The organism is Microbacterium sp. zg-B96, from assembly GCF_030246865.1.
In the GTDB taxonomy this organism is placed as follows: Bacteria; Actinomycetota; Actinomycetes; order Actinomycetales; family Microbacteriaceae; genus Microbacterium.
On the sequence record NZ_CP126738.1, the window covers coordinates 2,617,889 to 2,643,306 of the forward strand.

General features: G+C 69.9%; 24 protein-coding genes and 1 tRNA gene. 6 read left to right on the top strand and 19 right to left on the bottom strand.

Translation table 11 applies throughout. The annotated features are described in order from the left end of the window. The first annotated feature begins 43 nt into the window (after positions 1–43). Both QNO11_RS12355 and QNO11_RS12360 read left to right on the top strand, forming a co-directional pair. Positions 44–1,738: an MDR family MFS transporter gene (locus tag QNO11_RS12355; RefSeq protein ID WP_257508730.1), complete on the top strand. Its 1,695-nt coding sequence runs from the start codon at positions 44–46 to the stop codon at positions 1,736–1,738. Between the two features lie 10 nt (positions 1,739–1,748). Further along, on the top strand, positions 1,749–2,240 hold the full coding sequence (locus QNO11_RS12360) for a MarR family winged helix-turn-helix transcriptional regulator (protein WP_257507984.1): 492 nt from the start codon (positions 1,749–1,751) through the stop codon (positions 2,238–2,240). 91 nt (positions 2,241–2,331) lie between these two features. Here QNO11_RS12360 and QNO11_RS12365 read toward each other — a convergent pair whose 3' ends face one another. Genes QNO11_RS12365 through QNO11_RS12395 form a run of 7 tightly spaced genes read right to left on the bottom strand, consistent with a single transcriptional unit; the run spans position 2,332 to position 10,283 of the window. Next, entirely contained in the window at positions 2,332–3,339 is a 1,008-nt protein-coding gene (locus QNO11_RS12365) for a sugar phosphate isomerase/epimerase family protein (protein WP_257507983.1), read from the bottom strand. A 28-nt stretch (positions 3,340–3,367) separates the two neighbouring features. Next, positions 3,368–4,222 carry a sugar phosphate isomerase/epimerase family protein gene (locus QNO11_RS12370; protein ID WP_257507982.1) on the bottom strand — a complete coding sequence of 285 codons (855 nt, stop codon included), beginning with the start codon at positions 4,220–4,222 and terminating at the stop codon, positions 3,368–3,370. Next, positions 4,222–5,415: a substrate-binding domain-containing protein gene (locus QNO11_RS12375; RefSeq protein ID WP_374113795.1), complete on the bottom strand. Its 1,194-nt coding sequence runs from the start codon at positions 5,413–5,415 to the stop codon at positions 4,222–4,224. Before QNO11_RS12375 ends, QNO11_RS12370 begins: the two co-directional genes overlap by 1 nt. A 14-nt stretch (positions 5,416–5,429) precedes the next feature. Further along, complete coding sequence (locus tag QNO11_RS12380) at positions 5,430–6,512, bottom strand: ABC transporter permease (protein ID WP_257507980.1); 1,083 nt, start codon at positions 6,510–6,512, stop codon at positions 5,430–5,432. Next, positions 6,509–7,624, bottom strand: coding sequence for an ABC transporter permease (locus QNO11_RS12385; RefSeq protein ID WP_257507979.1), 1,116 nt, complete (start codon positions 7,622–7,624; stop codon positions 6,509–6,511). The genes QNO11_RS12380 and QNO11_RS12385 overlap by 4 nt, the downstream gene beginning before the upstream one ends. Then, positions 7,621–9,180 (bottom strand): sugar ABC transporter ATP-binding protein, encoded by a 1,560-nt coding sequence (locus QNO11_RS12390; protein ID WP_257507978.1) that lies wholly within the window; start codon positions 9,178–9,180, stop codon positions 7,621–7,623. Before QNO11_RS12390 ends, QNO11_RS12385 begins: the two co-directional genes overlap by 4 nt. Next, entirely contained in the window at positions 9,177–10,283 is a 1,107-nt protein-coding gene (locus QNO11_RS12395) for a Gfo/Idh/MocA family protein (protein WP_257507977.1), read from the bottom strand. The genes QNO11_RS12390 and QNO11_RS12395 overlap by 4 nt, the downstream gene beginning before the upstream one ends. Before the next feature lie 115 nt (positions 10,284–10,398). On the opposite strand from QNO11_RS12395, the gene QNO11_RS12400 reads away from it, so the two are divergent. Together QNO11_RS12400 and QNO11_RS12405 are read left to right on the top strand one after the other, a co-directional pair. Beyond that, the gene (locus QNO11_RS12400; RefSeq protein WP_257507976.1) at positions 10,399–11,589 is read left to right on the top strand and encodes an ROK family transcriptional regulator; all 1,191 of its coding nucleotides are present in this window, start codon (positions 10,399–10,401) and stop codon (positions 11,587–11,589) included. A 312-nt stretch (positions 11,590–11,901) separates the two neighbouring features. Next, complete coding sequence (locus QNO11_RS12405) at positions 11,902–12,933, top strand: NADP-dependent oxidoreductase (protein WP_257507975.1); 1,032 nt, start codon at positions 11,902–11,904, stop codon at positions 12,931–12,933. A 55-nt stretch (positions 12,934–12,988) separates the two neighbouring features. Here the strand turns inward: QNO11_RS12405 and QNO11_RS12410 are convergent, their stop codons facing one another. Beyond that, a complete protein-coding gene (locus QNO11_RS12410; protein ID WP_257507974.1) occupies positions 12,989–13,885 on the bottom strand; it encodes a LysR family transcriptional regulator ArgP in 897 nt (298 codons plus the stop codon). 68 nt (positions 13,886–13,953) lie between these two features. Between QNO11_RS12410 and QNO11_RS12415 the strand changes: the two genes are divergently transcribed. Then, complete coding sequence (locus tag QNO11_RS12415; RefSeq protein WP_257507973.1) at positions 13,954–14,616, top strand: LysE/ArgO family amino acid transporter; 663 nt, start codon at positions 13,954–13,956, stop codon at positions 14,614–14,616. A 42-nt stretch (positions 14,617–14,658) separates the two neighbouring features. Further along, on the top strand, positions 14,659–14,934 hold the full coding sequence (locus tag QNO11_RS12420; protein WP_257507972.1) for an acylphosphatase: 276 nt from the start codon (positions 14,659–14,661) through the stop codon (positions 14,932–14,934). Between the two features lie 156 nt (positions 14,935–15,090). On the opposite strand, the gene rplA is transcribed toward QNO11_RS12420, so the two are convergent. The 11 genes from rplA to QNO11_RS12475 form a co-directional block, all read right to left on the bottom strand. Beyond that, on the bottom strand, positions 15,091–15,777 hold the full coding sequence (rplA, locus tag QNO11_RS12425; RefSeq protein WP_257507971.1) for a 50S ribosomal protein L1: 687 nt from the start codon (positions 15,775–15,777) through the stop codon (positions 15,091–15,093). A 13-nt stretch (positions 15,778–15,790) separates the two neighbouring features. Continuing rightward, positions 15,791–16,222: a 50S ribosomal protein L11 gene (gene rplK, locus QNO11_RS12430; RefSeq protein WP_257507970.1), complete on the bottom strand. Its 432-nt coding sequence runs from the start codon at positions 16,220–16,222 to the stop codon at positions 15,791–15,793. Positions 16,223–16,467: 245 nt separating this feature from the next. Next, positions 16,468–17,568 carry a transcription termination/antitermination protein NusG gene (gene nusG, locus QNO11_RS12435; protein WP_257507969.1) on the bottom strand — a complete coding sequence of 367 codons (1,101 nt, stop codon included), beginning with the start codon at positions 17,566–17,568 and terminating at the stop codon, positions 16,468–16,470. A 72-nt stretch (positions 17,569–17,640) separates the two neighbouring features. Continuing rightward, on the bottom strand, positions 17,641–17,949 hold the full coding sequence (gene secE / locus QNO11_RS12440; RefSeq protein WP_257507968.1) for a preprotein translocase subunit SecE: 309 nt from the start codon (positions 17,947–17,949) through the stop codon (positions 17,641–17,643). Positions 17,950–17,996: 47 nt separating this feature from the next. Then, positions 17,997–18,069: transfer RNA gene (locus QNO11_RS12445), tRNA-Trp, on the bottom strand. 159 nt (positions 18,070–18,228) lie between these two features. Next, entirely contained in the window at positions 18,229–18,666 is a 438-nt protein-coding gene (locus QNO11_RS12450) for a pyridoxamine 5'-phosphate oxidase family protein (protein ID WP_257507967.1), read from the bottom strand. A gap of 40 nt (positions 18,667–18,706) precedes the next feature. After that, entirely contained in the window at positions 18,707–20,101 is a 1,395-nt protein-coding gene (locus QNO11_RS12455; protein ID WP_257507966.1) for an NAD-dependent succinate-semialdehyde dehydrogenase, read from the bottom strand. 18 nt (positions 20,102–20,119) lie between these two features. Beyond that, positions 20,120–21,586: an NAD-dependent succinate-semialdehyde dehydrogenase gene (locus QNO11_RS12460; protein WP_257507965.1), complete on the bottom strand. Its 1,467-nt coding sequence runs from the start codon at positions 21,584–21,586 to the stop codon at positions 20,120–20,122. Next, entirely contained in the window at positions 21,586–23,151 is a 1,566-nt protein-coding gene (locus QNO11_RS12465; RefSeq protein ID WP_257507964.1) for an APC family permease, read from the bottom strand. The genes QNO11_RS12460 and QNO11_RS12465 overlap by 1 nt, the downstream gene beginning before the upstream one ends. Next, a complete protein-coding gene (locus QNO11_RS12470; protein WP_257507963.1) occupies positions 23,148–24,035 on the bottom strand; it encodes a universal stress protein in 888 nt (295 codons plus the stop codon). The genes QNO11_RS12465 and QNO11_RS12470 overlap by 4 nt, the downstream gene beginning before the upstream one ends. Then, positions 24,032–25,390, bottom strand: a complete 1,359-nt coding sequence (locus tag QNO11_RS12475) for a flavin monoamine oxidase family protein (RefSeq protein WP_257507962.1) — start codon at positions 25,388–25,390, stop codon at positions 24,032–24,034. Before QNO11_RS12475 ends, QNO11_RS12470 begins: the two co-directional genes overlap by 4 nt. Positions 25,391–25,418: the final 28 nt, after the last annotated feature.

Consider the following 25,418-nt stretch of genomic DNA (forward strand, 5'->3'; position numbering starts at 1 on the left):
GCTCCATTTGTCCACCCCGGCAACCCCCGCCGCACCCTCGAAGATGACGCATCGCCAGGTGCTCGAGGCACTGTCCGGCCTCATCCTCGGCATGTTCGTCTCGATGCTCGCCTCGACGGTGGTCTCCACCTCGCTGCCGGTCATCATCCACGATCTCGGCGGCGGCCAGTCGGCGTTCACCTGGGTCGTCACCGCGACGCTGCTGACCACGGCGATCTCGACCCCGATCTGGGGCAAGCTCGCCGACCTGATGAACCGCAAGCTGCTGTACCAGATCTCGATCGTCATCTTCGTGCTCGCCACCGCCGCAGCCGGCTTCTCGCAGAACCCCGAGACGCTCATCGCCTTCCGTGCGCTCCAGGGCATCGGCGCCGGTGGCCTGGCCGCCCTCAGCCAGGTGCTGATGGCCGACATCATCAGCCCGCGTGAGCGCGGCAAGTACATGGGCCTGTTCGGTGCCGTCATGGCCGTCGCGACCGTGGGTGGTCCGCTCCTGGGCGGCCTCATCACGGATGCCTGGGGCTGGCGCTGGAACTTCTTCGTCGCGCTTCCCGTCGCCGTCGCCGCCCTCATCATCGTGCAGCGGACGCTGCAGGTGCCGGCACGCCCGAAGGTGAAGGCCAAGATCGACTACCTCGGCATCGTGCTGTTGTCGGTATCGGTGTCGCTGCTGCTGGTGTGGATCTCGCTCGCCGGCGACTCCTTCGCCTGGTGGAGCCTGGAGACGGTGCTCATGGCCGGCGGCGCGCTGCTCGGCGCGGTGTTGTTCGTGATCGTCGAACTGCGCTCCCCCGAGCCGCTGGTGCCGCTGTCGCTGTTCCGCGACCGCACCTTCTCACTGTCGGTCGTGGCATCCATCGCCACCGGCATCGCGATGTTCGGCGCGTCGGTCTACCTCAGCCAGTACATGCAGCTCGCGCGCGGAGCGACGCCGACCGAAGCCGGCATCATGACGATCCCGATGATCGCCGGTCTGCTGATCGCGTCGATGGGCGTCGGCGCCCTGATCACCAAGACCGGCCGCTGGAAGGCGTTCCTCGTGGTGGGCGCGGTCCTGCTCGTCGCCGGCTCCACGATGCTCGCAACCATCGAGTCCGACACCAACTTCGTGCTCGTGTCGATCTACATGTTCCTCCTCGGCGCCGGCATCGGCATGACCATGCAAAACCTCGTGCTCGTGGTGCAGAACACCGCCAACCCCAGTCAGATCGGAGTCGCCAGCTCCGGGGTGACGTACTTCCGCAGCCTCGGCGGCACGATCGGCGTCGCCGTGATGGGCGCCGCGCTGGCCACCCGCGTCAGCGACCTCGTCACCGAACGCACCGACGACATCACCGCGGCGCTGGCCAGCCTGGGCGACGAGGGCGTGAGGTGGGCCGCGCAGCTGCAGACCGGCGCGCTTCCCGAGGTCGCCGCCATGCCCGAAGCCTTGCGCGTCGTCTTCGAGCAGATCTATGCCAACGGCATCTCCCGCGCGTTCCTCATCGCGGTGCCGTTCGCCGTGATCAGCCTCATCGCGATCGTGTTCCTGCCCAGCACCCCGCTGACGAACATGACCACCGCCGAGCGCCTGCGCGCGGCGGAGGCAGACCTCGCGACGGTCTCGGTCCCGGTCGGGATGGCCACCCTCACCGCGACGGGATCCCTGCCGCAGGTCGATGCGGATGCGGATGCGGATGCCGCAGTAGACGCGGATGCCGCATCCGAGGCATCCAGCGCACGCGACAGCCGACGCTAAAGTGAGCGCGATGGCCGGTGATGAGACCCCCGTGGAGCGCACCGTCGCGGTGCGCGCACTGGAGGCCGAGTTCGGCGAACTGATCAACCGGTTCCGCCGGATCGTCACCGACAACGCCCACCGGGTGAACCCCGGCATGCTCCCCGGCGCCTACAAAGTGTTCACCACGATCGTGCGCCGCGAGTCGGTCACCCAGTCGGCGCTGGCCGAACAGCTGCTCCTGGACAAGGGGCAGCTCAGCCGCACCGTGCGTGAGCTGGAGGAGCTGGGCCTCATCCAGCGAACGCCGGACCCGACCGATGGCCGCGCGAGCCTGCTGTCACCGACGGCCCTGGGCCTGGAGCGGCTCGAAGCCGCCCGCGCCCCCCAGCAGGACACCATGATGGATGCGCTGGATGCCTGGTCGGTCGCCGACATCACCAACCTCACCCGGCTCCTGCACGCCCTGACCGCCGGCACCCCGCCCGAGCCCCCGACCCCGGCCCCAGCACCCACCCCGTGAGACCACAGCTGGTCGCCGAGACCGTGGGAAGTTCCCAACGTCTCGGCGACCAGCTGTGGTTTCAGCGACTGAGCGGCGCCGACACCGCGCGTCACTGGGTGCGGAAGGCGGCGTCGAACGGGGCGTCGGGCGGCGGCCACAGCAGGGAACGCACGAAGTGCAGCGCCTCGGCGGCGCCGTGCAGGCGGTCCATGCCGGCATCCTCCCACTCGATCGAGATGGGCCCGGTGTAGCCGACCGCATCCAGCGCCCGGAACGAGTCCTCCCACGGCACATCCCCATGCCCCGTTGAGACGAAGTCCCAGCCGCGCCGCGGGTCCCCCCACGGCAGGTGCGACCCGAGCACCCCGGCGCGGCCGTTGCGCGGCCGCATCCGGGTGTCCTTGCAGTCCACGTGGTAGATCCGGTCCTGGAAGTCCCAGATGAAGCCCACCGGATCGATGTTCTGCCACATCATGTGGCTCGGGTCCCAGTTGAACCCGAACGCCGGCCGGTGATCGATGGCCTCCAGCGCCCGCACCGAACTCCAGTAGTCGTACGCGATCTCCCCCGGGTGCACTTCGTGCGCGAATCGCACCCCCTCCCCGTCGAACACGTCGAGGATCGGATGCCAGCGCGTCGCGAAATCCTCGAAACCCGCCTCGATGACCGACTCCGGCACCGGCGGGAACATCGCCACGAACGGCCAGATCGACGACCCGGTGAACCCCACGACCGTGTCGACGCCGAGCTTGCGGGCCACCCGCGCGGCGCGCTGCATGTCCTCGGCAGCGCGCCGCCGCACCCCCTCCGCGTCGCCGTCTCCCCAGACGTAGTCGCGCAGGATCGCCTGGTGGCGGAAGTCGATCGGCGCATCGCACACCGCCTGCCCGGCGAGGTGGTTCGAGATCGCGAACAGCCGCAGTCCGTGCCGATCGAGGATCTCCAGCCGCGACCGCGCGTAGGCGTCGTCCTCGTCGGCCCGGCGCAGGTTCAGGTGATCCCCGGATGCCGCGACCTCCAGCCCGTCGTAGCCCCACCCGGCCGCCAGGCGCGCGACCTCCTCGAACGGCAGATCGGCCCACTGTCCGGTGAAGAGGGTGACGGGATGTTCTGCCATGGCTCGGCTCCTTCGGGTGGGATGACCGTCAGCGCGCGGTCAGCGCGGTCAGGTACGCCAGCGATCGTTCGGCGAGCGCATCCGGGGATGCCGCGAGCGGCCGCCACACCGACGCTGCCACCGCGATGGTGGCATTGTCCCCCGTGAAGCTCTCCACGCCCAGGATCCCGTCGTAACCGGCGTCGTCGAGCGCGGCGAGCGTCGCGGGCCAGTCGGTGTGGTCGTCGCCGACCGGGCCGCGGTCGCTGCCGCACACCTGCACGTGGGTGATCGCGGCGCCGGCGGCGCGGATGGCGTCGGTGGGCCGCTTCTCCTCGATGTTCAGGTGATAGGTGTCCAGCGCCAGGCCGACCCCGGCCCCGAACAGCGGTCCGAACACCTCCACCGCCTGTTCGACGGTGTTCACCACGCTCGTCTCGTAGCGGTTGAGCGGTTCGATCGCGAGGGTCACACCGACTGCGGATGCCGCGTCGGCAAGCGGCGCGATGTTGCGTCGCAGCTGCGCGGTGGCATCCTCCCGCTCCTCCGGACTCATCCGCCAGGTGACGCCGGTGGGGGTGTAGAAGGGACCTGCCACCACCGGGCTGCCCAGCACGCGCGCCGATTCGATGCACACCGTCAGGTACTGCTGGGTCGCCGCGACGTTGCCGGCGCGCTCGAGCAGCGACCGGCCCGGACCCATGGCCCCCACTACGACCGCCGCGAGCCCCAGCTCCGCCAGCAGGTCCCGGGCCCGCTGGGCCGACCAGTCCCCCACGCTCTCCAGCGGCAGCTCGATCGCCCCGAACCCCATCGCGGCGATGCGCGGAGCCAAGCGCGCGAGGGACTCATCGGTCAGCGGGGAGGTCCACACCCAGGTGTTGACGCCGATCGTGCGGGGCATCATGGCATCTGGCGCTGCTGCCAGACTTCGGGGTATCCGGGCAGGTTCTCGCCGCCGAACTTGGCGTAGTGCCCGTCGGGCATGCCGTCGTTCTCGGTGAGGTACTGGTCGAGTTCCTCGGCGGTGATCGGGCTCTGCGGCAGTACCCACTCGGCCGGCACCTCCTCGCCGGCGAAGATCATCTGGGCCGCCAGCAGCGGGGTACGCCACTGGAAGTTCGAGTACACCGGCGCGAGGCCGGTCAGCCCCGTCTCCTGCCACTTGCGCAGGAAGCTCATCTCGTCCTCTCCGGTCATGACGGGGTAGTCCACCCCGGCATCCTCGAAGGCCTCGATCGCGGCGACCGCGCCGTCACCGGCATCCATCCAGATGCCTGCCACGTCGCCGGTGGCCAGCTCGTCCGCGATGATGTTCTTGATCTCGGCGGGGTCGGCTCCGGTGAAGTAGTCCACCGCGTCGATGCCCGCCTCGTTGAACAGCTTCTCGGCCGCGGCCCACCGGTGTTCCAGCACATCGACACCGGGGAGGATCCGCAGCGCCACGACCTTGTCGCCCTCCTCGAGGTTGTCGATGAGGAACTCGGCGGTGTCGATGCCCCAGGCGAACCCGCCAATGGGATGGATGAAGGTCACCGGGCAGTCGGTGTTCACGCCGCGGTCGAACACGATCACCGGCTTGCCCGTCTCGCACGCCCGCTCCACCGCCGGAGTCAGAGCCGCAGTGGAGTTGGGCGAGATGATGAACACGTCGCACTCGCCCTCGGCGATGAAGTAGTCGATGTCGGCGATCTGGGTGTCATCGGAGTCCTGCGCGTCGCGGGTCTCCATCTCGCTGATCGCACCGGCATCCTGCAGCGCCTGCAGCTGCTGGTTCATGGTGATCCAGCCGGTCTGGCGCCACGGGTTGGAGATCGACGCGTTGGCGAAGCACGCCTTCTTGGCCCCGGTGCTCGCGAACTCGGACGTGTCGACCATCTCGGCGTCGATGTGCTGCAGGTAGGGCTCGTCCTCGGGGCCGGCCGGCGCCACCTCGCGCTGCGCGAGCTGGGTGTCGTACATCTCCTGGTCGAACCACTCCTGCTCCTCCTCGGCGGCGGGGCTCTCGGTGTTGGCGGGGTCGACGTTCGGATCGGTCGTGCACCCCGCAAGCGCGAACAGGCCGACGAGGGCCACCGCCGCGGTGGCGATCTTCATTGATCGTCGCATTTCTAGTCTCCTCTGGTTGCTGTGCCACCGTCGGCGGCAGGGGCAGGTGATGCGGATAGTCGAGCCGAGGCGCCGGCGGGCGCGTCGGGCTCCTTCCCCTGATCGGGAGAAGCGGGTGGTGTCGCGCGGGGCCGGCGCGCGCGGAACGCGACGCCCGAATAGGCCACGGCCGCGATGATGATGACGCCCTGCACGGCATCGCGCAGCGTCGCGGGCACCTCGGCGATGTTCATCAGCAGGAACAGTGCTTCGAGCACGAATGCACCTGCCACGGCCGCGACGATCCAACCTCGGCCGCCCCCGAGCACGACACCGCCGAGCACGACCGCCGTGATAGCGACGAATTCGTAACCGCGCCCGACCGACGGGTGCACGCCGGCGTGGCCCACCAGCACGACGGCCGCCAGGGTCGCCGACAGCGACGAGATGATGAACGCGCGCGTGGTGACCCACCAGTCGCGGGCGCCGGCGTACCGCACCGCCCGGGCGTTGTCGCCCACGGCGATGAGCGTCTTGCCGAGCGGCCGGGTGGTCAGCCAGATGCCCAGCGCCAGCCAGGCCGCCAGGATCAGCACCGACCACGGCACGAAGTCGATCAGCGGCAGGTCCCGGATGCCACCGCGGCCGATTTGCCGGAAGCTGTCGGCGGGGTTCCCGGTGGCGGCCCCGCCGGTCCACCACATCACCCCGCCCAGCAGCGCCAGCATCATGCCGAGCGTCACGATGAACGACGGCACCTTCAGCAGTGTCGTGAGCAGGCCGTTGACGATCCCGACCATCACGCCGAACACCGCCATCAGTGCCAGCACCGGGAGCGTCCGGGAGTCGTCCTGCCCGACGAGGTTTCCGGCGATGATCACCTGCGCGGTGATGAGCGACCCCTGCGACAGGTCGAACTCGCCGGCGATGATCACGAAGTACTGTCCGATGGCGACGATCGCGATCGGGGCGACCCGCTGGATGAACCGCATGATCTGACCGGGTTGGGCAAACGACGGGTTGAGGATGATCACCGCTACCAGCAGCACGATCAGCAGCAGGAACACCGCCCCGCGCGGGCTCAGCAGGGTGCGGATGACGTTCATCGGCGGTCACCGCCTTCCGGTGCGTCCCCTGAGCCGGGCCTGCCCGGCGCATGCTCGGCCTCGGCGATGAGGCCGGCGGAGGCGGCGACCATCGCCGGAGCGGCGGTGGCCGCCGCGGCATCCCCGCCGGTGCGGGTACCGCCAGGGCCGAACCGCGCACGCCGGCGCACGATGGCGCGACGACTGTAGACGGCCACGGCGGCGACGATGACGACTCCGCGCACGACGTCCTTGAGGAACGGATTCACCTGCATGACGCTCATGACGTTGTCGACGACGGCGAAGATCGCGACTCCGCCGATCGTGCCCCACACCGATCCGCGTCCACCCAGCAGCAGCGTGCCTCCCAGCACGACCGCCGCGATCGACAGCAGCGCGTATCCGCCCTGCTGCCCGACGGTGGGGCTGCCCACCCCCAGGCGGCTGGCCAGCAGCAGGCCGGCGAGCCCGGCGAACACCGAGCACAGCACATGCGCGACGATCAGCGGCGGCTGGGTGCGCAGGCCAGACAGTCGCGACACGACGGGGTCGCCGCCGACGGCGAACAGGTGCGCACCGGTACGGGTGCGATCCAGCAGGAACCACACCACCGCGGCCAGCGCCAGCATGATGATCGTCGACACCGGCACCGGCCCGATGCCGGTGGCGCCCAGCAGCTGGAACGCCCAGGGCACCGAGCCGGCGCTCCCCTGGAAGTTCGTGTTGAGCACGCCCTGCAGGATGAGCCCCACCCCGAGCGTGGCGATGAACCCGTTGACCTTCAGCACCGTGACGATCAGCCCGTTGGCCAGGCCGATGCCGGCGCACACCAGCAACGTCAGCGTGACCGCCCAGGGGATGTTCGCCGGGTTTCCCGCCATGGTCGTCGCGGCGATGAGGCTCGCCAGACTCATCACGTAGGTCACCGACAGGTCCAGCGACGCGCCCAGGATCACGAGGGTCTGCCCGATCGCGACGAGCCCCAGCACGCTCATGCCGGTGAGGATGTCGCGGATGTTGCCGGGGCTGAAGAAACTGCGCCCGGTGGTCGCCACCAGGATCGCACCCACCGCGATCACGAGGATGAGGATGCCCAGCACGATGAGACTGGCGTCCAGGCGCACGCGCTTCATGGCTGCCTCCCTTCGGCATCCGGGGCCTGATCGAGGTCGTCGGATCCGGTCGCGGCGGCCAGCACCTCATGCTCGGCCGACCCCGCCGGCAGCTCCGCGATGAGTTCGCCGTCGCGCATGACGAGGATGCGGTCGCTCATGCCGATGACCTCCGGCAGTTCGCTGGAGACCATCAGCACCGCTTTGCCCTCGGCGGCGAGCTGGCGCATCAGCTGGTAGACGGCGATCTTCGCGCCGACGTCGATGCCGCGGGTGGGTTCGTCGAACAGCACCACCTGCGGGGCGGTGACGAGCCACTTCGCCAGCACGACCTTCTGCTGGTTGCCGCCCGAGAGGAACCGCACCTCCTGATCGAGCCGCCCGGCGGTGATCTCGAGGGACCCCAGGATGCCGGGTACCTCACGCCGCGCAGCGCGGGTGCGTCCCGCGAAGACACTGCGCACCACCAGCAGGGTGTTGTCCAGCGCCGATTGGCTCAGCGCCAGGCCCTGCGCCTTGCGATCCTCGGTGACCAGCGCGAGCCCCGCCTTCACCGCGGCGCGGGCGGTGCTCAGCTTCACCGGGCGGCCGTCCAGGCGCATCGTGCCGCGGCTGAAGCCGTGCACCCCGAAGATCCCCTCGACCAGCTCGGTGCGGCCGGATCCCTGCAGCCCTGCGACGCCCACGATCTCGCCGGCGTGGACGGCGAGGGTCACCGCGTCGACGAAGTCGTTGCCGCACCCCGCCAGCTCCACCCGGGCGGCGCCCCGCTCGGTGCCGGCGACCGGCCCGGGGAAGTACGCCTGGATCGGGCGGCCGACCATCCGCCGCACCAGCTCACCGGTGGTGAGGTCTGCGGTGGCATCGGTGGAGACCAGCGCACCGTCTTTGAGGATCGTGATGCGGCCGCACAGGTCGAAGATCTCCTTCAGCCGGTGCGAGACGTAGATCACGGCGACACCGCGCGAGGTGAGTTTGCGGATGATCGCGTACAGCAGCTCCACCTCGTGGTCGCTCAGCGCCGCCGTGGGCTCGTCCATCGAGATGACCCGTGCGTCGAACGAGAGCGCCTTGACGATCTCGACGATCTGCTGCTCGGCGACGGTGAGCGACCCGACCCGTCCCGCCGGGTCGATGAAGGTCACGCCGAGGTCGCTGAGCAGGTCGCGGGTGCGCCGCACCATGGCCCGCCTGTCGACGAAGCCGCCGCGGCGGGGCTCCCGGCCGAGGAAGACGTTCTGCGCGACGGTGCGCTCGGGCAGCAGGGTGAACTCCTGGAACACCGTGACGAGCCCCGCATCCATCGCCTGCCTCGGGTGTGTGAACGAGACCGGGTGGCCCTCGTACTCCACCGTGCCGGCGTCTGCCTGGTAGACCCCGGCGAGGATCTTCATGAGCGTCGACTTTCCGGCGCCGTTCTCGCCGACCAGGCCATGCACTTCGCCCCGGCGCACCTCGATGCCGACGTCCTGCAGCACGGACACCCCGAAGAAGCTCTTGCCGATGCCGTGGGCGCGCAGCACCACGTCGCCCGGACCAGCCGGGACGGGGGCGCCGGCCAGCGCGGTGTCGGTCATGCGTCCACCTCCACCCATTCCCGGCGCTCCGCCGAGGCCAGCACCGCCTCGGTGAGCTGCGCCGCCCGGAGGCCATCGGCGAAGGTCGGCAGCCCGTCCGGCGCACCTCCCCGGATCGCGGTGTGCACGTCGGCGACGAAGTTGTCGAAGGCATCCTGATACCCCATCGGGTGCCCCGCCGGCATCCGCTGCAGCCGGGCGGATGCCGCATCGGCGGTGGCGGGATCGCGCAGGAGCAGCTGGGAACCGTGACGCCCCCCGACCCACAGCTCCTCCGGCCGCTCCTGCGCGAATGTGAGGCTCTCGCCGGTGCCGTGCAGCTCCAGGACGAGTCCGTTCTTGCGGCCGGGGGCCATCTGCGACACCAGCAGCGTCGCGACGGCCCCGGAGCCGAGTTCGGCGAGCACGGCCGCGATGTCCTCGTTGCCCACCTCGCGATCGGCGCGCCGATCGAACACGCGCCGGGTCACCGCGGTCAGGCGCGCGATGCGCTCCCCGGTGACGAATTCCAGCAGGTCGCACAGGTGCGAGCCGATGTCGGCGAACGCCCGCGACGGGCCCCCGGATTCGGCATCCACCCGCCAGTCGTCGTCGGACGCGGCGAGCATCCAGTCCTGCAGGTACGCCGCCTGCACGCTCAGCAGCGTGCCGGTATCCCCACGGGCGACGCGGGCGCGGGCCTCGCGCACCATCGGGTGGTAGCGGTAGACGAACGGGACGGCGGCGACCACACCGGCATCCGCCGCCGCATCGACGAGCCGGCGCGCGTCGGCGGCGGTCGTCGCCAGTGGCTTCTCGCAGACGACGTGGTGCCCGGCCGCGATCGCGGCGAGCGCATAGGGGGCGTGCGTGGCGTTGGGAGTGCACACGTGCACGATGTCGATATCGGATGCCGCCACGAGCGCCGCGGCATCCGCCTCGATCCGCCCAGCCCCGAGTCGGCGCGCGGCGTCCGCGGCGCGAGCCGGTGTGGAGGAGGCGACGGCGACGAGCGGGGAGCCTGCCGCCTGCGCGGCGGCGGCGTGCACGCGGGCCATGAAGCCCCCGCCGAGTACCCCGGTTCGGATCGTTCCGACGCCGGTGTCGATGACGCCCGTTGTCATGCCGGCGATTCTCACAGCAGCGGGGGACTTTTGCTAGTGGGGTGGCAAAAGGGACCGAGTTGAGATGCGAATGGTGTGCGAGTGTCGAGGAGAAGTCCTGTGATTTACTGTGCCCATGGTCGATGCCGCACGCAGCACAGGAGCTGCGAATCCGGAGGCGGGAGAGATCTTCCAGATCCTTCGCGACGGTAGGGCGCGCACGAAGGCCGAGCTGGCGACGCTGACCGGACTGGCGCGGTCGACCGTGTCGTCCCGGGTCGATGCGCTGCTGGCATCCGGTCTCGTCCGCCCCGCAGGCGAGGCGGTCTCCACCGGCGGGCGGCCGCCCGTGCGAATCGCGTTCAATCCACTCGCGGGGTTCGTGCTCGCCGTGGATCTCGGTGCGACGCACGCCACCGTTGCGGTCGCGGACCTCGCCGGGCACATCCTGGGTTCCCGCACGCGGCAGCTCGACATCGCCGATGGACCCGAGCCGGTGCTCGACAGCGTGCTGGCCGATGCCGACGCGCTGCTCGGCGACATCGGCGCCCCGCCGGAGCGGCTGGTGGGGGTCGGCATCGGCGTGCCGGGGCCTGTCGAGCACTCCACCGGCCGCCCCACCAACCCGCCGATCATGCCGGGGTGGGATCGGTTCGACGTGCCGGGGTACGTGCAGGCGACGTACCAGGTGCCGGTGCTCGTGGACAACGACGTGAACATCCTCGCGCTCGGCGAGCAGGCGCTCGGCTGGCCTGGTGTCGAGGACCTGGTCTTCGTGAAGGTCGCCACCGGAATCGGCGCGGGCATCATCTCCGGTGGGCAGCTGCAGCGCGGCGCGCAGGGATCGGCCGGCGACATGGGCCACGTGCAGGTGCCGTACAGCCACGACTCCCCCCGGCCACCGGGCGACGAACGCGACCTCGAGGCCATCGCCAGCGGCACCGCGATCGCCGCGGAACTGCGCGCACAGGGCATCGAGGCGAGGGCGAGCTCGGACGTGGTCACGCTGGTGCGCTCCGGGAACCCGGCGGCCATCGCGGCGACCCGCCAGGCCGGCCGCGAGGTCGGTGAGGTGCTGGCGACGGTGGTGAACATGCTCAACCCCTCCCTCATCGTGATCGGCGGCAGCATCGCCCGCGCCGGCGAACACCTGCTCGCGGGGGTGCGCGAGGTCGTCTACCGGCGGTCGATCCCGCTGGCCACCCAGCATCTGGGCATCGTGCAGTCGCAAGCAGGCGAGACCGCCGCGGTGCTGGGGGCCGCGATCATGGTCACCCGGCACGTGCTGGCCCCCGCCAACGTCGACGCCCTCGCCGCCCGTGCCTGACCCGGCCCGGGTCCCCACCCTCCCCAAGACCGTGAGACCACAGCTGGTCGCCGAGACGTCGGGAACTTCCCACTGTCTCGGCGACCAGCTGTGGTCTCAGCGGGGGGTGCGGTCCGCGGCGGGGGACGCGACCCTGAGCGGATGCCGCAGGCGGCGGGCACGGGCGGCGCGGCATCCGCGACGCGGGGGCGAGTCTTTTCACCCGCGTAACACGGGCGAGACATACTCCGGGTTGACTGGGACCCCCAGCCCCATCCCGGGCCGAACCGAGCAGCACCTGCCGCCACCCGCGGAGCGCGAAAGGAGCGACCGATGAGATTCCGGCCGCTGAGATCGACCGCCGTACCCGATGCGGGACCCCTTGTCGTGTCCGACCCGCCCCCGATGATGAAGGCGGTGCTGTTCGACAAGCCCGGCCCTGCCGACGTGCTGCACGTCGCCAAGGTGCCGGTGCCCGCGCCGGTGCTCAGCGAGGTGCTGGTGCGCGTCGTCGCCGCCGGCGTCAACCCGATCGATGCCAAGACGCGCGGCGGCGGCGGCGCGACTGCCGGGATCACGTCCTACCCCAGCACGATCGGCTTCGACTTCAGCGGCGTCGTCGTGAAGACACCGTATGAGTCCCACCCGCTGCCGCCCGGCACGGAGGTCTACGGGATGGTGCCGTTCCCCCGGTCCGGCGGCACCTACGCCGAGTACGTGGTCGTCCCGTCGCTGTCGGTCGCCCGGAAACCCGCATCCCTCTCCCACGCCGAAGCCGCCGGCGTCCCGCTGGCCGCCCTGACGGCCTGGGGGCTCGTCGTCGAGACCGCCCATGCGCACGAGGGTCAGCGCATCCTCATCCACGCCGGCAGCGGCGGCGTCGGCCACTTCGCCGTACAGCTGGCGGCGTACTTCGGCGCCTACGTCATCGCGACCGGTTCGGAGCGCAACCTCTCGTGGCTGCGCGACCTCGGCGCATCCGTGGCGATCGACTACGCCACCACGCGCTTCGAGGACGTCGCCGGCGAGGTGGACGTCGTGATCGACCTGGTCGGCAACGTGTACGACGACACCGGTTCGCGGTCGCTGTCGGTGCTGCGTCCCGGCGGGCTGTACGTGCTGGTGCCCACCGGCGGGTGGCCGGGCTACGCGGAGGCGGCCGCGGCCGCCGGCATGCGGGCGACGTCGTACAAGGTCATCCCGGACGGCGGGGTACTCGCGACGCTCGCGCGCCTGCTGGAGTCGGGCTCGATCCGGGTGTTCCTGGACCGGGTCTTCGACCTCGACGAGGCGGCAGCGGCGCATCTCGAACTCGAGCGTGGGCACACCCGCGGTAAGTCGGTGCTTCGAGTCAGCGACGACTGACCGCCCCGAGCCCACCCGCCCGCTGCCGCCCGCTCACGGCCGCGTTCTTCCTGAGTCATGCGCCGGAAGGGGCGAGCACCCGCCGCGCCTCGGCGATCAGTTCGCCGGCAACCGCATCCAGCAGCGGGGAGCGCAGGTTCCACTGCTGCCAGTACAGCGGCACGTCCACGCCTGCCCCACCGATCGGCACCAGCTCACCGGCATCCAGCGCTTGCTGCGACTGCAGGCGGGGCAGCATCGCCCAGCCGAGGCCGAGTCGCACGGCGGCGGCGAAGTCGTTGGATGCCGGCACATAGTGCCGCGGCGGTGCATCCGGGTCGACGCCGCGACCGGCGAGCCAGGTGCGCTGGATATCGTCGCGCCGGTCGAAGTCCACCAGCGGCGCGGTGGCCAGCGCACTCGCGCTCGCCCCGTCGGGCAGGTGGCGGGCGACGTAGGCCGGCGTTGCAACCGCCTCGTACCGCAGCGTGCCGAGGGCGCTGACCGCGCACCCTGCGACCGGGGTCGCCCGCGACGTGACCGCGCCCATGACGGTGCCGTTCTCCAGCAGCGCTGCCGTGAAGTCCTGGTCATCGCGGTGCAGGTCGAACACGACCGGATGCCGCGCCGCCAGCCGCCCCAGCGGTGGCAGGAACCAGGTGGCGAGGGAATCGGCGTTCACCGCGAGCGGCACCGAGACCACACCCTCGTCCGGGTCGCCGAGCTCACGCAGCGCGTCATGCTCGAGCAGCCCCACTTGGCGGGCCAGGCGCACCACGGCTCCCCCGGCCTCGGTGAGCCGCACCGGTTTCGCCCGCACCAGCAGCACCCGCCCGACGTGCTCCTCGAGTGCCTTGATGCGCTGACTGACGGCGGACGGGGTCACGTGCAGGCGGCGCGCCGCGGCATCCAACGTGCCCTCGTCGACGACGACGGCGAGGGTCTCGGCCAGCTCAGCAGGAATCCGCATCATCAATAATGCTAATGGTACGGAAGAATCCTGAGCTGTACTGATAGCCGCCGCGGTCGTAGCGTCGAACCGTGCTCCCCTCCCTCGCCGCCGGATTCGCCCTCGGCCTCTCGCTCATCGTCGCGATCGGCGCGCAGAACCTGTTCGTGCTGCGGCAGGGGGTACGCCGCGAACACGTCGCGGCCGTGGCGACGGTGTGCGCGGTGTCGGATGCCGCGCTGATCGCGGCGGGGGTATCGGGACTCGGCCTCGTGTTGCAGGCGGTGCCCTGGCTCATCGACGTGGTGCGCTGGGCGGGCGCGGTGTTCCTGCTCGGCTACGCGCTGCTGGCGGCGCGGCGCGCGTGGCGGCCGTCGGGCGCAGCACTCCGGGCGACTGCGGCGGGTGGGGCGCCCGCGGCGGAGTCGGCTCCGGCGACGCCGGACGGCGCCGTCTCGACGGGCACGCGCCTGGGCCCTGTGCTGCTCACGTGCCTTGCACTGACCTGGCTGAACCCGCACGTCTACCTCGACACGGTGTTCCTGCTGGGCAGCGTCGCCAGCACCCACGGCGACCATCGTTGGGTGTTCGCCGCGGGTGCGATGACCGCGAGCGTCGTGTGGTTCTTCGCTCTGGCATACGGCTCCCGCGTGCTGGGCCGATGGCTGGCGACGCCTCGCGCATGGCGGGTGCTCGACGGGATCATCGCCGTCGTGATGGCGGCGCTCGCGGTCAGCCTCGTGCTGCCGCGGTGAACACGGTCGCGGTGACACCCGATGCACGGCACGATGGAGGCTATGAGGCGCGTGCACGTGATCGTTCGAGGCGACGTTCAGGGCGTCGGCTACCGGTACACGATGCGCATGGTGGCACGGGATGCCGGCACCTCGGGATGGGTGCGCAACCGCCGCGACGGCTCGGTCGAGGCGGAGATCGAGGGCACCGACGACCAGGTCGATGAGGTGCTCGCGTGGATGGCCGAGGGCCCGCCGGGATCCCGCGTCGACGACGCCGCCGTCACTGAGCGCGACCCGAGCGGCGAGGCCACGTTCGAGGTGCTCCCCGACGCCTGAGTCGCCCGTCCGCGCGTGCCCGCAACACCCGCTCCCCTGTCACGAATGAGGGCCGGCGGCGACCATCTGCGACGGGCGAGGGATCAAGCGAAGAGCCCCGGGAACGACGAAGGGACCCCGCCCGAAGGCGAGGTCCCATCGTGTAAGCGCGGTGGCTCAGAACACGTTGACATCCAGCGGGATGCCGGGGCCGAACGTGGTCGACATGGCACCCTTCTGGATGTAGCGGCCCTTGGAGCTGGACGGCTTCAAACGCACGATCTCTTCGAGAGCGGCGTTGAAGTTCTCATCCAGCTGCTCAGCGGTGAACGAGGCCTTGCCGACGACGAAGTGCACGTTGGCGTGCTTGTCGACGCGGAACTCGATCTTGCCGCCCTTGATCTCCTCCACGGCCTTGGCCGGGTTGGGGGTCACGGTGCCGGTCTTGGGGTTCGGCATGAGGCCACGGGGACCCAGCACCTTACCCAGGCGACCGACCTGGCCCATGAGCTCAGGGGTCGACACCGCGGCGTCGAAGTTGGTCCAGCCGCCGGCGACCTTCTCGATGAGCTCGGCGCCACCGACCTCGTCGGCGCCTGCGGCGATGGCGGCCTCAGCGGCCGGGCCCGTCGCGAAGACGATGACGCGGGCGGTCTTACCCGTGCCGTGCGGCAGGATGACCGTGCCACGGACCATCTGGTCCGCCTTGCGCGGGTCGACGGCGAGCTTGAGCGCAACCTCGACGGTCGAGTCGAACTTCTTCGACCCGGTCTCCTTGGCCAGCTGCACCGCCTCGGTGGACGAGTAGAACTTGCCGGGCTCGATCTTCTCGGCGGCAGCGTTGTAAACCTTGGACTTAGCCATGTTCGTTATCCCCTCAGTCCTCAACCGTGATGCCCATGGAACGGGCGGTGCCGGCGATGATCTTCGAGGCGGCCTCGATGTCGTTCGCGTTCAGGTCGGGCTGCTTCGCCTCGGCGATCTGACGGACCTGGTCCTTGGTGAGCTTGCCCACCTTGGTGGTGTGGGGCACGGCGGAGCCCTTGGCCACACCGGCGGCCTTCTTGATCAGCTCGGCTGCAGGCGGCGTCTTCAGGATGAACGTGAAGCTGCGGTCCTCGTAGACGGTGATCTCCACGGGGATGACGTTGCCGCGCTGCGACTCGGTCGCGGCGTTGTACGCCTTGCAGAACTCCATGATGTTGACGCCGTGCTGACCGAGCGCGGGGCCGATCGGCGGCGCCGGGTTGGCGGCGCCAGCCTTGATCTGGAGCTTGATCAGGCCGGTCACCTTCTTCTTGGGTGCCATGTGTTGCTTCCTCTCCTCGAGGGACCGGTCCTTAGCGCGGACCGTATCCATCTCCCGCGAATCCGGCGGTTCCGGACGGCGGTTCGTCTGCGCGCGCGTTAACGAACGTGCAAACCCCACAATCTTACCCGATGCCCGGTGCACGCGAGAACGCCCCGTCTGGCGTGAGCCGGGCGGGGCGTTCTCGGGTGCGTTCGGGGGTTTCGATACGCCGCCTGCGGCGGCTACTCAACCACCGGGCCGAATCAGAGTTTCGTGACCTGGTCGAACGAGAGCTCGACGGGGGTCTCGCGCTCGAACAGGGAGACGAGCACCGTGAGCTTGCCGCTCTCGGGCTTGATCTCGCTGATCGTGCCGGGAAGACCGGCGAACGAGCCTTCCTTGATCGTGATCGTCTCGCCGACCTCGAAGTCGACCTCGGCGGGGATGGAGCGCGCCTGCGTCGCGGAGCCCTTGGCGCCGCCACCCTTTGCGGATGCGACCTCCTTGATCTCCACGAGCGACTTGAGCATGTTGAAGGCCTCTTCGAAGCGAAGCGGCGTGGGGTTGTGCGCGTTGCCGACGAAGCCGGTCACGCCGGGCGTGTGACGCACGACCGACCAGGTGTCCTCGTTCAGTTCCATGCGCACGAGCACGTAGCCGGGGATCCGGACGCGCGTGACCATCTTGCGCTGACCGTTCTTGATCTCGACGACGTCCTCCATGGGGACCTCGACCTGGTAGATGTCCTCTTCCACCTCGAGCGTCGACTTGCGCTGCTCGATGTTCGCCTTCACCTTGCGCTCGAAGCCGGCGTAGGAGTGGATGACGTACCACTTGCCCGGCAGGCTGCGAAGTTCGGTGCGGAAGGCCTCGTACGGGTCCTCTTCGGCGTCTTCGTCGGCGTCTTCAGCGGCGCTGGCGGTACCTGCGGCGGCCGCGAAGTCGCTCAGGAAGTCGTCGTCCAGGGCGGGCTCATCGGGCTCGCCGTTGACGTCGGGGCCGTCGTAAGGAGTGACCTCGTCGGCCTCCTCCGCGACGCGCTCGGCCTGCTCTTCGGCGAGCGAGTCGGTGAGCACCTCGGCAGCAGCCTCGACCTCGGCGGCCTCGTCGATCTCCAGGGCGTCGTTCACGATGGCATCCGCCTCCGGGTCGTCGATTTCGATGTCGTCCAGCTCGCTCAGGTCCGCGTCGTCGCCGTCCTGGTCCTCGGCGTTGTCGTCCACGATGTGCAGCGCGAGGTGCTCAGCCGGCTCGGCGGCGCGCTCCTCAGCGGCGAGCACGTTGCCCTCCTGGGCTTCGTCGTCCTCGCTGGACTGCTCTGCGGCGGTCGCCCAGTCGGCGTCGTCGACATATTTTTCAGTCACTTGGGTTCTCTTCCGTTCGTGGTTCCGGTGACATCTCAGCCGAGGTCACCGGATTGCGTACGTCTGCGCGGCTCAGCTCGGGACGCCGAAGACGATCTGGACGACCCAGGTGAACACCCAGTCGAGACCGTAGACGATCGCCATCATGACGACGACGAATCCGAGCACGACCCCCGTGAACTTCAGGAGTTCTTGGCGGGTCGGGGTCACGACCTTGCGGAGCTCCGCGAAGACCTCGCGGAAGAAGTTGGCGATGCGCCGGAAGAAGTTGGCGATGCGCTGGAAGAAGTTGGGCTTCTTCGAGCGCGGCGTGTCGCTGGGGGCGACGCGCGGAGCATCGCCGGTCTCGACGACCTCGCCCTTCGATTCGTCCTGGACCATCAACTCCGCCTGTTAGTGACCTTGGTGTGCCAGCATGTGCTGACGCGCAGGGCGGACAGGAATCGAACCTGCAACCTGCGGTTTTGGAGACCGCTGCTCTGCCAATTGAGCTACCGCCCTAAGACCCGGAGGTCTTGGGTGAAATCGCACTCCTGTCGTGTCGCTGCGGGGCTTCCCGTCGGCGGGCACGGCGAAAGAATGCAGATTTCGACTGCACATCCCAGTGTACGGCATGCCTTCACTGCCCAGCGAATCACCCGGGGTCGGCGGCGGCCGGGATCAGTAATCTGCGATGCCGTAGCGGTCTGGCTCCGGCCACCGCTGGAAGGCCCTCCCCGACAGCACGTGCGGATCGATCCGGACATAGTGGTACTTCAGGGTGGGCACCCACGGCCGCAGCGCCAGCGCGTCGGCGGCGCGCACCTCATCGCTGGTGTCCAGCACGCGGGCACGGCCGCGGGCGACCACGCTCCACGCGTCGACATCGGTGTGATCGTCGACCTGGAACAGCACCTCGTCGTTCACGCTGAGCTCGAACAGCTTGCTCCCCGGCGCGGTGCGGAACAGGATCGCCCCGTCGGCGACGACGTAGTTCACCGGGAAGATGTCCATCACGTCGTGGACGTGCGTGACGATGCGGCCGAGCTCCTGCTCGGCGAGCTTGTCCCAGCATTCCTGGTCGGACAGGGCGGCAACGGGTTCCTGCGTCTGGTCCATGCCCACATCCAAGCGTGGAGGGGGCGCGGATGCCAGTGCTTTACGCCCCGCCGGCCCCACCCGCCGCACCCGGCGCCACCCGGATGAGCTTCTTGTTGACGAACTCGTCTGCTGCGAGCAGGCCCAGTTCGCGTCCGGTGCCGCTGCGCTTGACCCCGCCGAAAGGCAACTCCGGCGAGTCGGCGAGCACGAGGTTGACGTAGACCATGCCCGCTTCGATCCGGTCGGCCACGCGTTCGGCCTGCGCGGGATCCGTCGTGAAGACGTAGGAGCCGAGTCCGAACCCGGTGTCGTTGGCGATCTGGACGGCCTCGTCCTCGTCCGCGACGCGGTAGACCACGCCGACGGGTCCGAAGAACTCCTCCTGATAGGCATCCATGTCCGGCGTGACCCCGGTGAGTACGGTGCCGGGGTAGAACGCGCCATCGCGGGTGCCCCCGGTGACCAGCGTCGCCCCCTGCGCGACGGCGCGGTCGACCTGGTCGGCGAGGCGCTCGGCGGCGGTCACCGACGACAGCGGGCCCAGCACGGTGTCCTCCGCGAACGGGTCGCCCACGGTTGCTGCCGCCATGGCAGCGGTGAACTTCTCCAGGAACGCGTCATACAGCTCGTCCACGACGAGGAAGCGCTTGGCGCCGTTGCAGGACTGCCCGACGTTGTCCAGCCGCGCGTCGACGGCCGCCTGCACCACCTGGTCGAGGTCGTCGGTGGACAGCAGCAGGAACGGGTCCGAGCCGCCGAGTTCGAGCACGGCCTTCTTCAGGTTGCGGCCGGCGACCTCCGCCACGGCGGCGCCGGCGCGCTCGGACCCGGTGACGGAGACGCCCTGCACCCGCCGGTCGGCGATGACCTCGGCCGCCTGTTCGTTGGTGAGCCGCAGGTCGGTGTACACCCCCGCAGGGAAGCCTGCATCGGCGTAGATCTCGGCGATCGCGGCGGCCGACTGCGGGCACTGCGAGGCGTGCTTGAGCAGGATCGCGTTCCCCAGCGCGATGTTGGGGGCAGCGAAGCGGGCCACCTGGTAGTACGGGAAGTTCCACGGCATGATCCCCAGCAGCACGCCCAGCGGCGCCCGGCGGATGACGGCGGTGCCCTCCCCCAGGATGTCCACCGGGGTGTCCCCGGTGATCTGGTCGATGTGGTCGGCGTAGTACTCGGTGATGTCGGCGGCGAAGTCCACCTCGCCCTCCGCGGCGGCCAGGGGCTTGCCCATCTCACGCACGATGATCGCGGCGAGGTCGTCACGGCGCTCGCGGTGCAGTTCGGCGACGCGGCGCAGCAGCCGCGCCCGCTCGGCGGTCGATGACCGGCGCAGCCAGCCGCGGTAGGCCGCGTCGGCGGCGGCGAGGGCGGATTCCACCTCATCCGCGGTCGCAGTGGGGTAGGTGGCGAGGGTCTCGCCCGTGGCCGGGTTGACGACCGCATACGTGCTCATGATGCTCCGTTCCCCCGGTCAGTCGACGGGGATCAGCGTGTACTTGGTGGAGAGGTATTCGTGGATGCCTTCGAGGCCGCCTTCGCGCCCGACACCGGATTGCTTGACCCCGCCGAACGGCGCGGCGGCGTTGGAGACGACCCCGACGTTCAGGCCCATCATGCCCGTCTCGAGGCGGTCGATCATCCGGTGTCCGCGGGCGAGATCCTGCGTGAAGACGTACGACACCAGGCCGTACTCGGTGTCGTTGGCCAGGCGCACGGCTTCGTCCTCGTCGGTGAAAGTGGCGATCGCCAGCACCGGGCCGAAGATCTCCTCGCTCAGGATCGCGCTGCCGGCGGGGACGCCGGCGACCACGGTCGGCTGGTAGAAGGTGCCGGGGCCGTCGAGGGCGCTGCCGCCGGTGAGCACGCGGGCACCGCGCGAGACGGCATCCGCCACCAGTTCGGTCGCCTTCGCGACCGCCTTGTCGTCGATGAGGGGGCCGATCTGCACGCCGTCCTCGGTGCCGCGACCGACCGGCATCGCGGTGACCCGCTCGGTCACCCGGCGGGTGAATTCCTCGGCGACCGCGGCGTGCACGATGAACCGGTTCGCCGCGGTGCAGGCCTGCCCGATGTTGCGGAACTTCGCCAGTATCGCCCCGTCGACCGCCTTGTCGAGGTCAGCGTCGTCGAACACGACGAAGGGCGCGTTGCCGCCCAGCTCCATCGACACCCGCAGCACCCCCTCCGCCGCCTGCGCGATGAGCTTGCGCCCCACCGGGGTCGACCCGGTGAACGAGAGCTTGCGCAGTCGCGGGTCGGCGATGATCGGGCCCGACACATCGGCCGAGGTCGTCGTCGTGACGACGTTGACCACCCCGGCGGGCACACCCGCCTCCACCAGCAGCTGCGTGAAGAAGAGGGTCGTCAGCGGCGTGAGCTCGGGAGGCTTGATCACCACGGTGCACCCCGCTGCCAGCGCGGGAGCGATCTTGCGGGTGGCCATCGCGAGCGGGAAGTTCCACGGTGTGATGAAGAAAGACGGCCCGACGGGGCGCTGCGAGACGATCATCCGCCCGGTGCCTTCGGGGTTCAGTCCGTAGCGGCCGGCGATGCGCACCGCCTCCTCGCTGAACCAGCGCAGGAACTCGCCGCCGTACCCCACCTCGCCGCGGGCTTCGGCCAGCGGCTTTCCCATCTCCAGCGTCATCAGCAGCGCGAGGTCCTCCTTGTGCTCCTGCACCAGGTCGAATGCGCGTCGCAGGATCTCGCTGCGCGTGCGCGGCGCCGTCGCCGCCCACGCGTCCTGCGCGGCGACGGCGGCGTCGAGGGCACGGATGCCGTCTTCGGGCGAGGCGTCCGCGATCTCGCGGATGACCTGGCCGGTGGCGGGGTCGCGCACCGCGAAGGTGCGGCCGCCGGCGGCATCCGTCCACTCCCCGTCGATGAACAGGCGGGCCGGAACCCGTTCGAGCAGGTTCGCTTCGTTCGCTGCGGTCATCATGTGACTCCAGTTCGGTTGTGCTTTGCCCGGCGCAGGCTCGGCGGGGCATCGATTGAGAGGGTTTCGCCGCGGAAGAAGACGGGCCGCTTGATGGCCTGCCACACCATGATCACGATCCCGAGCAGGATGATCGCCACGCCCAGGATGAACACCAGCCCGACGCCGGCGATATTCGAGCCGCTGCCGTAGTCGGCTTTCATGCTGTCGCGCAGGGTGATGACGAACAGCGCCGCCAGGCTCACCCCGCCCACGAGCGGGAACAGCAGCGTGAAGAAGAACGAGCGGGCCGAATCGAACCACTGCTTGCGGAAGTACCAGACGCACGCGAACGCCGTCAGGCCGTAATAGAAGCAGATCATCATGCCCAGCGCCGTGATGGTATCCCACAGCACGTTCTCGCTGACGAAGCGCATGACGGCGTAGAAGCCGGATGCCACGACCGCCGACACAACGGTGGCGAACCCGGGCGTGAAGAACCGGGGGCTGACGGTGGCGAATTGCTTCGGCAGCGCGCCGTAGTGCCCCATCGCCAGGAGCGTGCGGGATGGCCCGACGAACGTGGACTGCAGCGACGACGCGGAACTGGTGAGCACCGCGAGGGAGACCAGGAACGCCAGGGGCCCCAGGATCGGTCCCGATAGGAAGAAGAACACGTTGTCCTGGATGTCGGGGTTTCCGAGCCCCAGTTCGCCGTCGCCGATGCCGGCGAACGACAGCAGCGCGATAGCAAGCAGGAGATACAGCACCACGATCGTGACGACGGTCAGCGTCGCTGCCCGGCCGGGGGTGCGCTCGGGGTCCTTGGTCTCCTCGTTCATGGTGAGGGTGACATCCCACCCCCAGAAGATGAAGATCGACAGCGAAAGGCCCGCCACCACCGCGGCGAGGTCGCCGACGGCGAACGGGTTGAACCAGGAAAGCTCCACCGGGCTGGCGTCGAACGCGCTGCCGCCGGCGACGTGCACGAACGCGGCGATGGCGAAGATCACCAGCACCACGACCTGGAATGTGACCAGCACGTACTGCAGCTTCTGCGTGGTCTGCATGTCGCGGTAGGACACGAACGTCGCCCCGACCATGAACAGCAGGCACACCGCGACGTTGATGCCCGGTTCGGCGGCGAGCGCCGCGATCGTCCCGGGGCTGCCTGCGATCTGATCGATCAGCAGGAACAGGAAGTCCACCGCGACCCCCGCCAGGTTCGACAGCACCAGGATCATCGCGGCGATCAGTCCCCACCCTGCCATCCAGCCCACCCAGGGCCCGAACGCGCGGGCACCCCAGGTGAAGGACGTGCCGGCGTCGGGCATCTGCTTGTTGAGCTCGCGGTAGCCGAACGCCACCAGCAGCATGGGGATGAACCCGACGAGGATGATCGCCGGCACCTGGAAGCCGACCTCCGACACCGTCGGCCCCAGCGCCGCGGTGAGGGTGTAGGCGGGGGCGATGCAGGAGATCCCGATGACGATCGCGCCGAGCAGCCCGACCGTGCCGGCGCTCAGGCCCTTCTTGGACAGGCCGCCGGTCGTGGTATCACCTGCAGTGCGTTCTTGCTGGCTCATGCTCCTGCTCCTTCGCGGGTGCGGGTGCGAGGCACGACGACCATCGGCACCGGGACTTCGTGCAGCATCTTCGCTGCGGTGGAGCCGAGGAACAGCCGCCGCGGCTGGGCGAGCCGGCTGGAGCCGACCAGGATGACTTCGCCCGGTTGCCAGTCGAGGTGGGTCACTGCCTCTTCGATGCTCGCCCCGCGCGCTGCGACTGCCTCGGCCTCGACCCCGCCGGGGAGCGCCTGCCGCGTCTCGGCGAGCACCTCTTCGGCGTGTGCAGCCCCGGCGATGCGGATCACGCCGGTGTCCACCGAGGGCGGCAGATCCACCGTCACCAGCGACAGCAGGCGCAGCGGTGCGCCGGTCGCCCGCGACAGCGTCACGGCCTCGGCCATCAGGGCCTCCGCGCCGGGGCGTGTGCCGACGGCGACCGTCAGCCGGCTGATGCCGACCTCGGGGGCGACCTTGCGCGCCCCCCGTGGCACCAGCACGACCGGCACGTCGGAGGAGTGCAGCAGCTGCGTCGTGGTGGATCCCAGCCGGTGGCGGCCGCGGGAACCGCCGTTCGCCGCGCCCACGACGATCAGACCGGCGCCGAGTTCACCGGCGATGTCGATCAGACCCTCGGCGAACGAGTCGGCGTAGCGGGCATGCTCGCGGTGCACGACGGACTCGGGCACCCCGGCGGCGGCCTCGGCCAGCCAGGTGTCTGCCTGTTCCCGCAGGTACCGGTCGTACCCGGCATCCGGCGGTGTGATGACGCTGCGCCCGTCGGAGGGCAGCACGATCACGATGTCGAGCTCGGCGGCGGATGCCGCGGCCAGCCGTGACGCGAAGGCCACCGCATCGCGCCCTGCCTTGGTGGCGGTGTAGCCCACGACGATGTGTGCGGTCATGAGCGACTCCCCTCGATGATGCCCTGCGCCGCGAGCCGTCCCATGCGGATCGCGCCGTCCACGTGCTGGTAGCCGGCCCCCGCCAGGTCGCTGCACGCGAAGCGGATCGGGCCGACCGGCGTGCGCAGATCGGCGCCGTAGCGGTGCAGGCCGCCCAGGTCGAAGCTGGCCGCGTACGCACCCCGCGTCCACTCCTCGCTCCCCCAGTCGCTCTCGTAGTACACGACCGGGTTCTTCGCGTCGGGGCCGTAGTAGTGCGACAGCGACTCGAGGATGCGCTCCTTGCGCTCGGTGGCGCTGAGGCGGAAGACATCGTCGGCGTTGCGGTCGGAGACGAAGCCCACGAGCGTGCCCCGCTCGTCGCCGTGGTTGGTGTTGTCGTACGCCTCGTGCGCCAGCTCGTAGGGGCTGAACGCGGTGCCCGACAGGCCCCGCTCGCGCCAGAACGGACGGTCGTACACGGCGTGCACCTTGATGACGAACCCCATCGACAGGTGCTGGTGCATCTGGTGCTGCAGCCGCGGCAGCGCCGGGACGAACGAGATGCGGTTGTAGAGCACGGGGGCAAGGGCGAGGATCGCCGCGCGCGCCCGCACCGTCATGCCGTCCGCGGTCGCGGTCACACCGGCATCCGACCACGCCAGCGTCCGCACCGGCTGCCCCAGGAACACGTCGTCGCCGAGACGCTCGGCCAGCAGCAGCGGCACCTGCTGCAGCCCGCCCACGACCCGCTTGTCGAGGATGAAGTCCGCGTCGACGAGGTTCGAGTAGCTGCCCGCACTCGCGGCCATGAGCAGCGACTGCAGCAGCGAGAACGCGTGCGTGGGCTTGGTGAGCATCGCCGACCCGGTGGCGAACGCGAGGTTGCGCACCGCTTCATCGTCGTCGGTCTGCAACCGCAGCCAGGCGTCCCACGAGATCGTGTCCCATTCCTGCGCCCTCGGATGGGCGTAGGGCCGGTCGGGGTCGATCTCGGCGACCATCGCGTCCAGGCGCTCGGTGATCTCCGCGATCACGCGCTCGGTGTCGGCGGCGACGGGGAACGCCTCACCGGTGAAGCGGGAAGCAGTGCCGTCGGGGCCGATGTAGACGCTCTCGCCCTCGCGGTAGCGATTGAAAGTCTCCAGGCCCAAGTCGGCGAGCGTCTCGATGAGCGCTTCCTGATCTGGTGACACCCACTGGCCGCCGATCTCCAGCATGGCCCCGTCGATCATGTCGGTCCACAGCCGCCCGCCCACGCGGTCGCGGGCCTCCAGGACGGCGACGGACAACCCGGCCTCGCGCAGCTCGTTGGCGGCGGTGAGGCCGGCAGCACCGGCCCCGACGATGACGACGTCTCGGGTGATCTCAGTCATGCGGGTTCCTCCGGTGGGCCGTCAGGTC

Coding starts and splice junctions, on each gene's coding strand:
- QNO11_RS12355 (WP_257508730.1), top strand. CDS start 44: ATGACGCATCGCCAGGTGCTCGAGGCACTGTCCGGCCTCATCCTCGGC.
- QNO11_RS12385 (WP_257507979.1), bottom strand. CDS start 7,624: ATGAAGCGCGTGCGCCTGGACGCCAGTCTCATCGTGCTGGGCATCCTC.
- QNO11_RS12420 (WP_257507972.1), top strand. CDS start 14,659: ATGAGGCGCGTGCACGTGATCGTTCGAGGCGACGTTCAGGGCGTCGGC.
- QNO11_RS12395 (WP_257507977.1), bottom strand. CDS start 10,283: ATGACAACGGGCGTCATCGACACCGGCGTCGGAACGATCCGAACCGGG.
- QNO11_RS12470 (WP_257507963.1), bottom strand. CDS start 24,035: ATGACCGCACACATCGTCGTGGGCTACACCGCCACCAAGGCAGGGCGC.
- QNO11_RS12375 (WP_374113795.1), bottom strand. CDS start 5,415: ATGAAGATCGCCACCGCGGCGGTGGCCCTCGTCGGCCTGTTCGCGCTT.
- QNO11_RS12455 (WP_257507966.1), bottom strand. CDS start 20,101: ATGAGCACGTATGCGGTCGTCAACCCGGCCACGGGCGAGACCCTCGCC.
- QNO11_RS12460 (WP_257507965.1), bottom strand. CDS start 21,586: ATGACCGCAGCGAACGAAGCGAACCTGCTCGAACGGGTTCCGGCCCGC.
- QNO11_RS12370 (WP_257507982.1), bottom strand. CDS start 4,222: ATGCCCCGCACGATCGGCGTCAACACCTGGGTGTGGACCTCCCCGCTG.
- QNO11_RS12360 (WP_257507984.1), top strand. CDS start 1,749: ATGGCCGGTGATGAGACCCCCGTGGAGCGCACCGTCGCGGTGCGCGCA.
- QNO11_RS12365 (WP_257507983.1), bottom strand. CDS start 3,339: ATGGCAGAACATCCCGTCACCCTCTTCACCGGACAGTGGGCCGATCTG.
- secE (WP_257507968.1), bottom strand. CDS start 17,949: ATGGTCCAGGACGAATCGAAGGGCGAGGTCGTCGAGACCGGCGATGCT.
- QNO11_RS12475 (WP_257507962.1), bottom strand. CDS start 25,390: ATGACTGAGATCACCCGAGACGTCGTCATCGTCGGGGCCGGTGCTGCC.
- rplK (WP_257507970.1), bottom strand. CDS start 16,222: ATGGCACCCAAGAAGAAGGTGACCGGCCTGATCAAGCTCCAGATCAAG.
- QNO11_RS12465 (WP_257507964.1), bottom strand. CDS start 23,151: ATGAGCCAGCAAGAACGCACTGCAGGTGATACCACGACCGGCGGCCTG.
- QNO11_RS12380 (WP_257507980.1), bottom strand. CDS start 6,512: ATGAACGTCATCCGCACCCTGCTGAGCCCGCGCGGGGCGGTGTTCCTG.
- QNO11_RS12400 (WP_257507976.1), top strand. CDS start 10,399: ATGGTCGATGCCGCACGCAGCACAGGAGCTGCGAATCCGGAGGCGGGA.
- QNO11_RS12390 (WP_257507978.1), bottom strand. CDS start 9,180: ATGACCGACACCGCGCTGGCCGGCGCCCCCGTCCCGGCTGGTCCGGGC.
- QNO11_RS12410 (WP_257507974.1), bottom strand. CDS start 13,885: ATGATGCGGATTCCTGCTGAGCTGGCCGAGACCCTCGCCGTCGTCGTC.
- QNO11_RS12450 (WP_257507967.1), bottom strand. CDS start 18,666: ATGGACCAGACGCAGGAACCCGTTGCCGCCCTGTCCGACCAGGAATGC.
- QNO11_RS12405 (WP_257507975.1), top strand. CDS start 11,902: ATGAGATTCCGGCCGCTGAGATCGACCGCCGTACCCGATGCGGGACCC.
- rplA (WP_257507971.1), bottom strand. CDS start 15,777: ATGGCTAAGTCCAAGGTTTACAACGCTGCCGCCGAGAAGATCGAGCCC.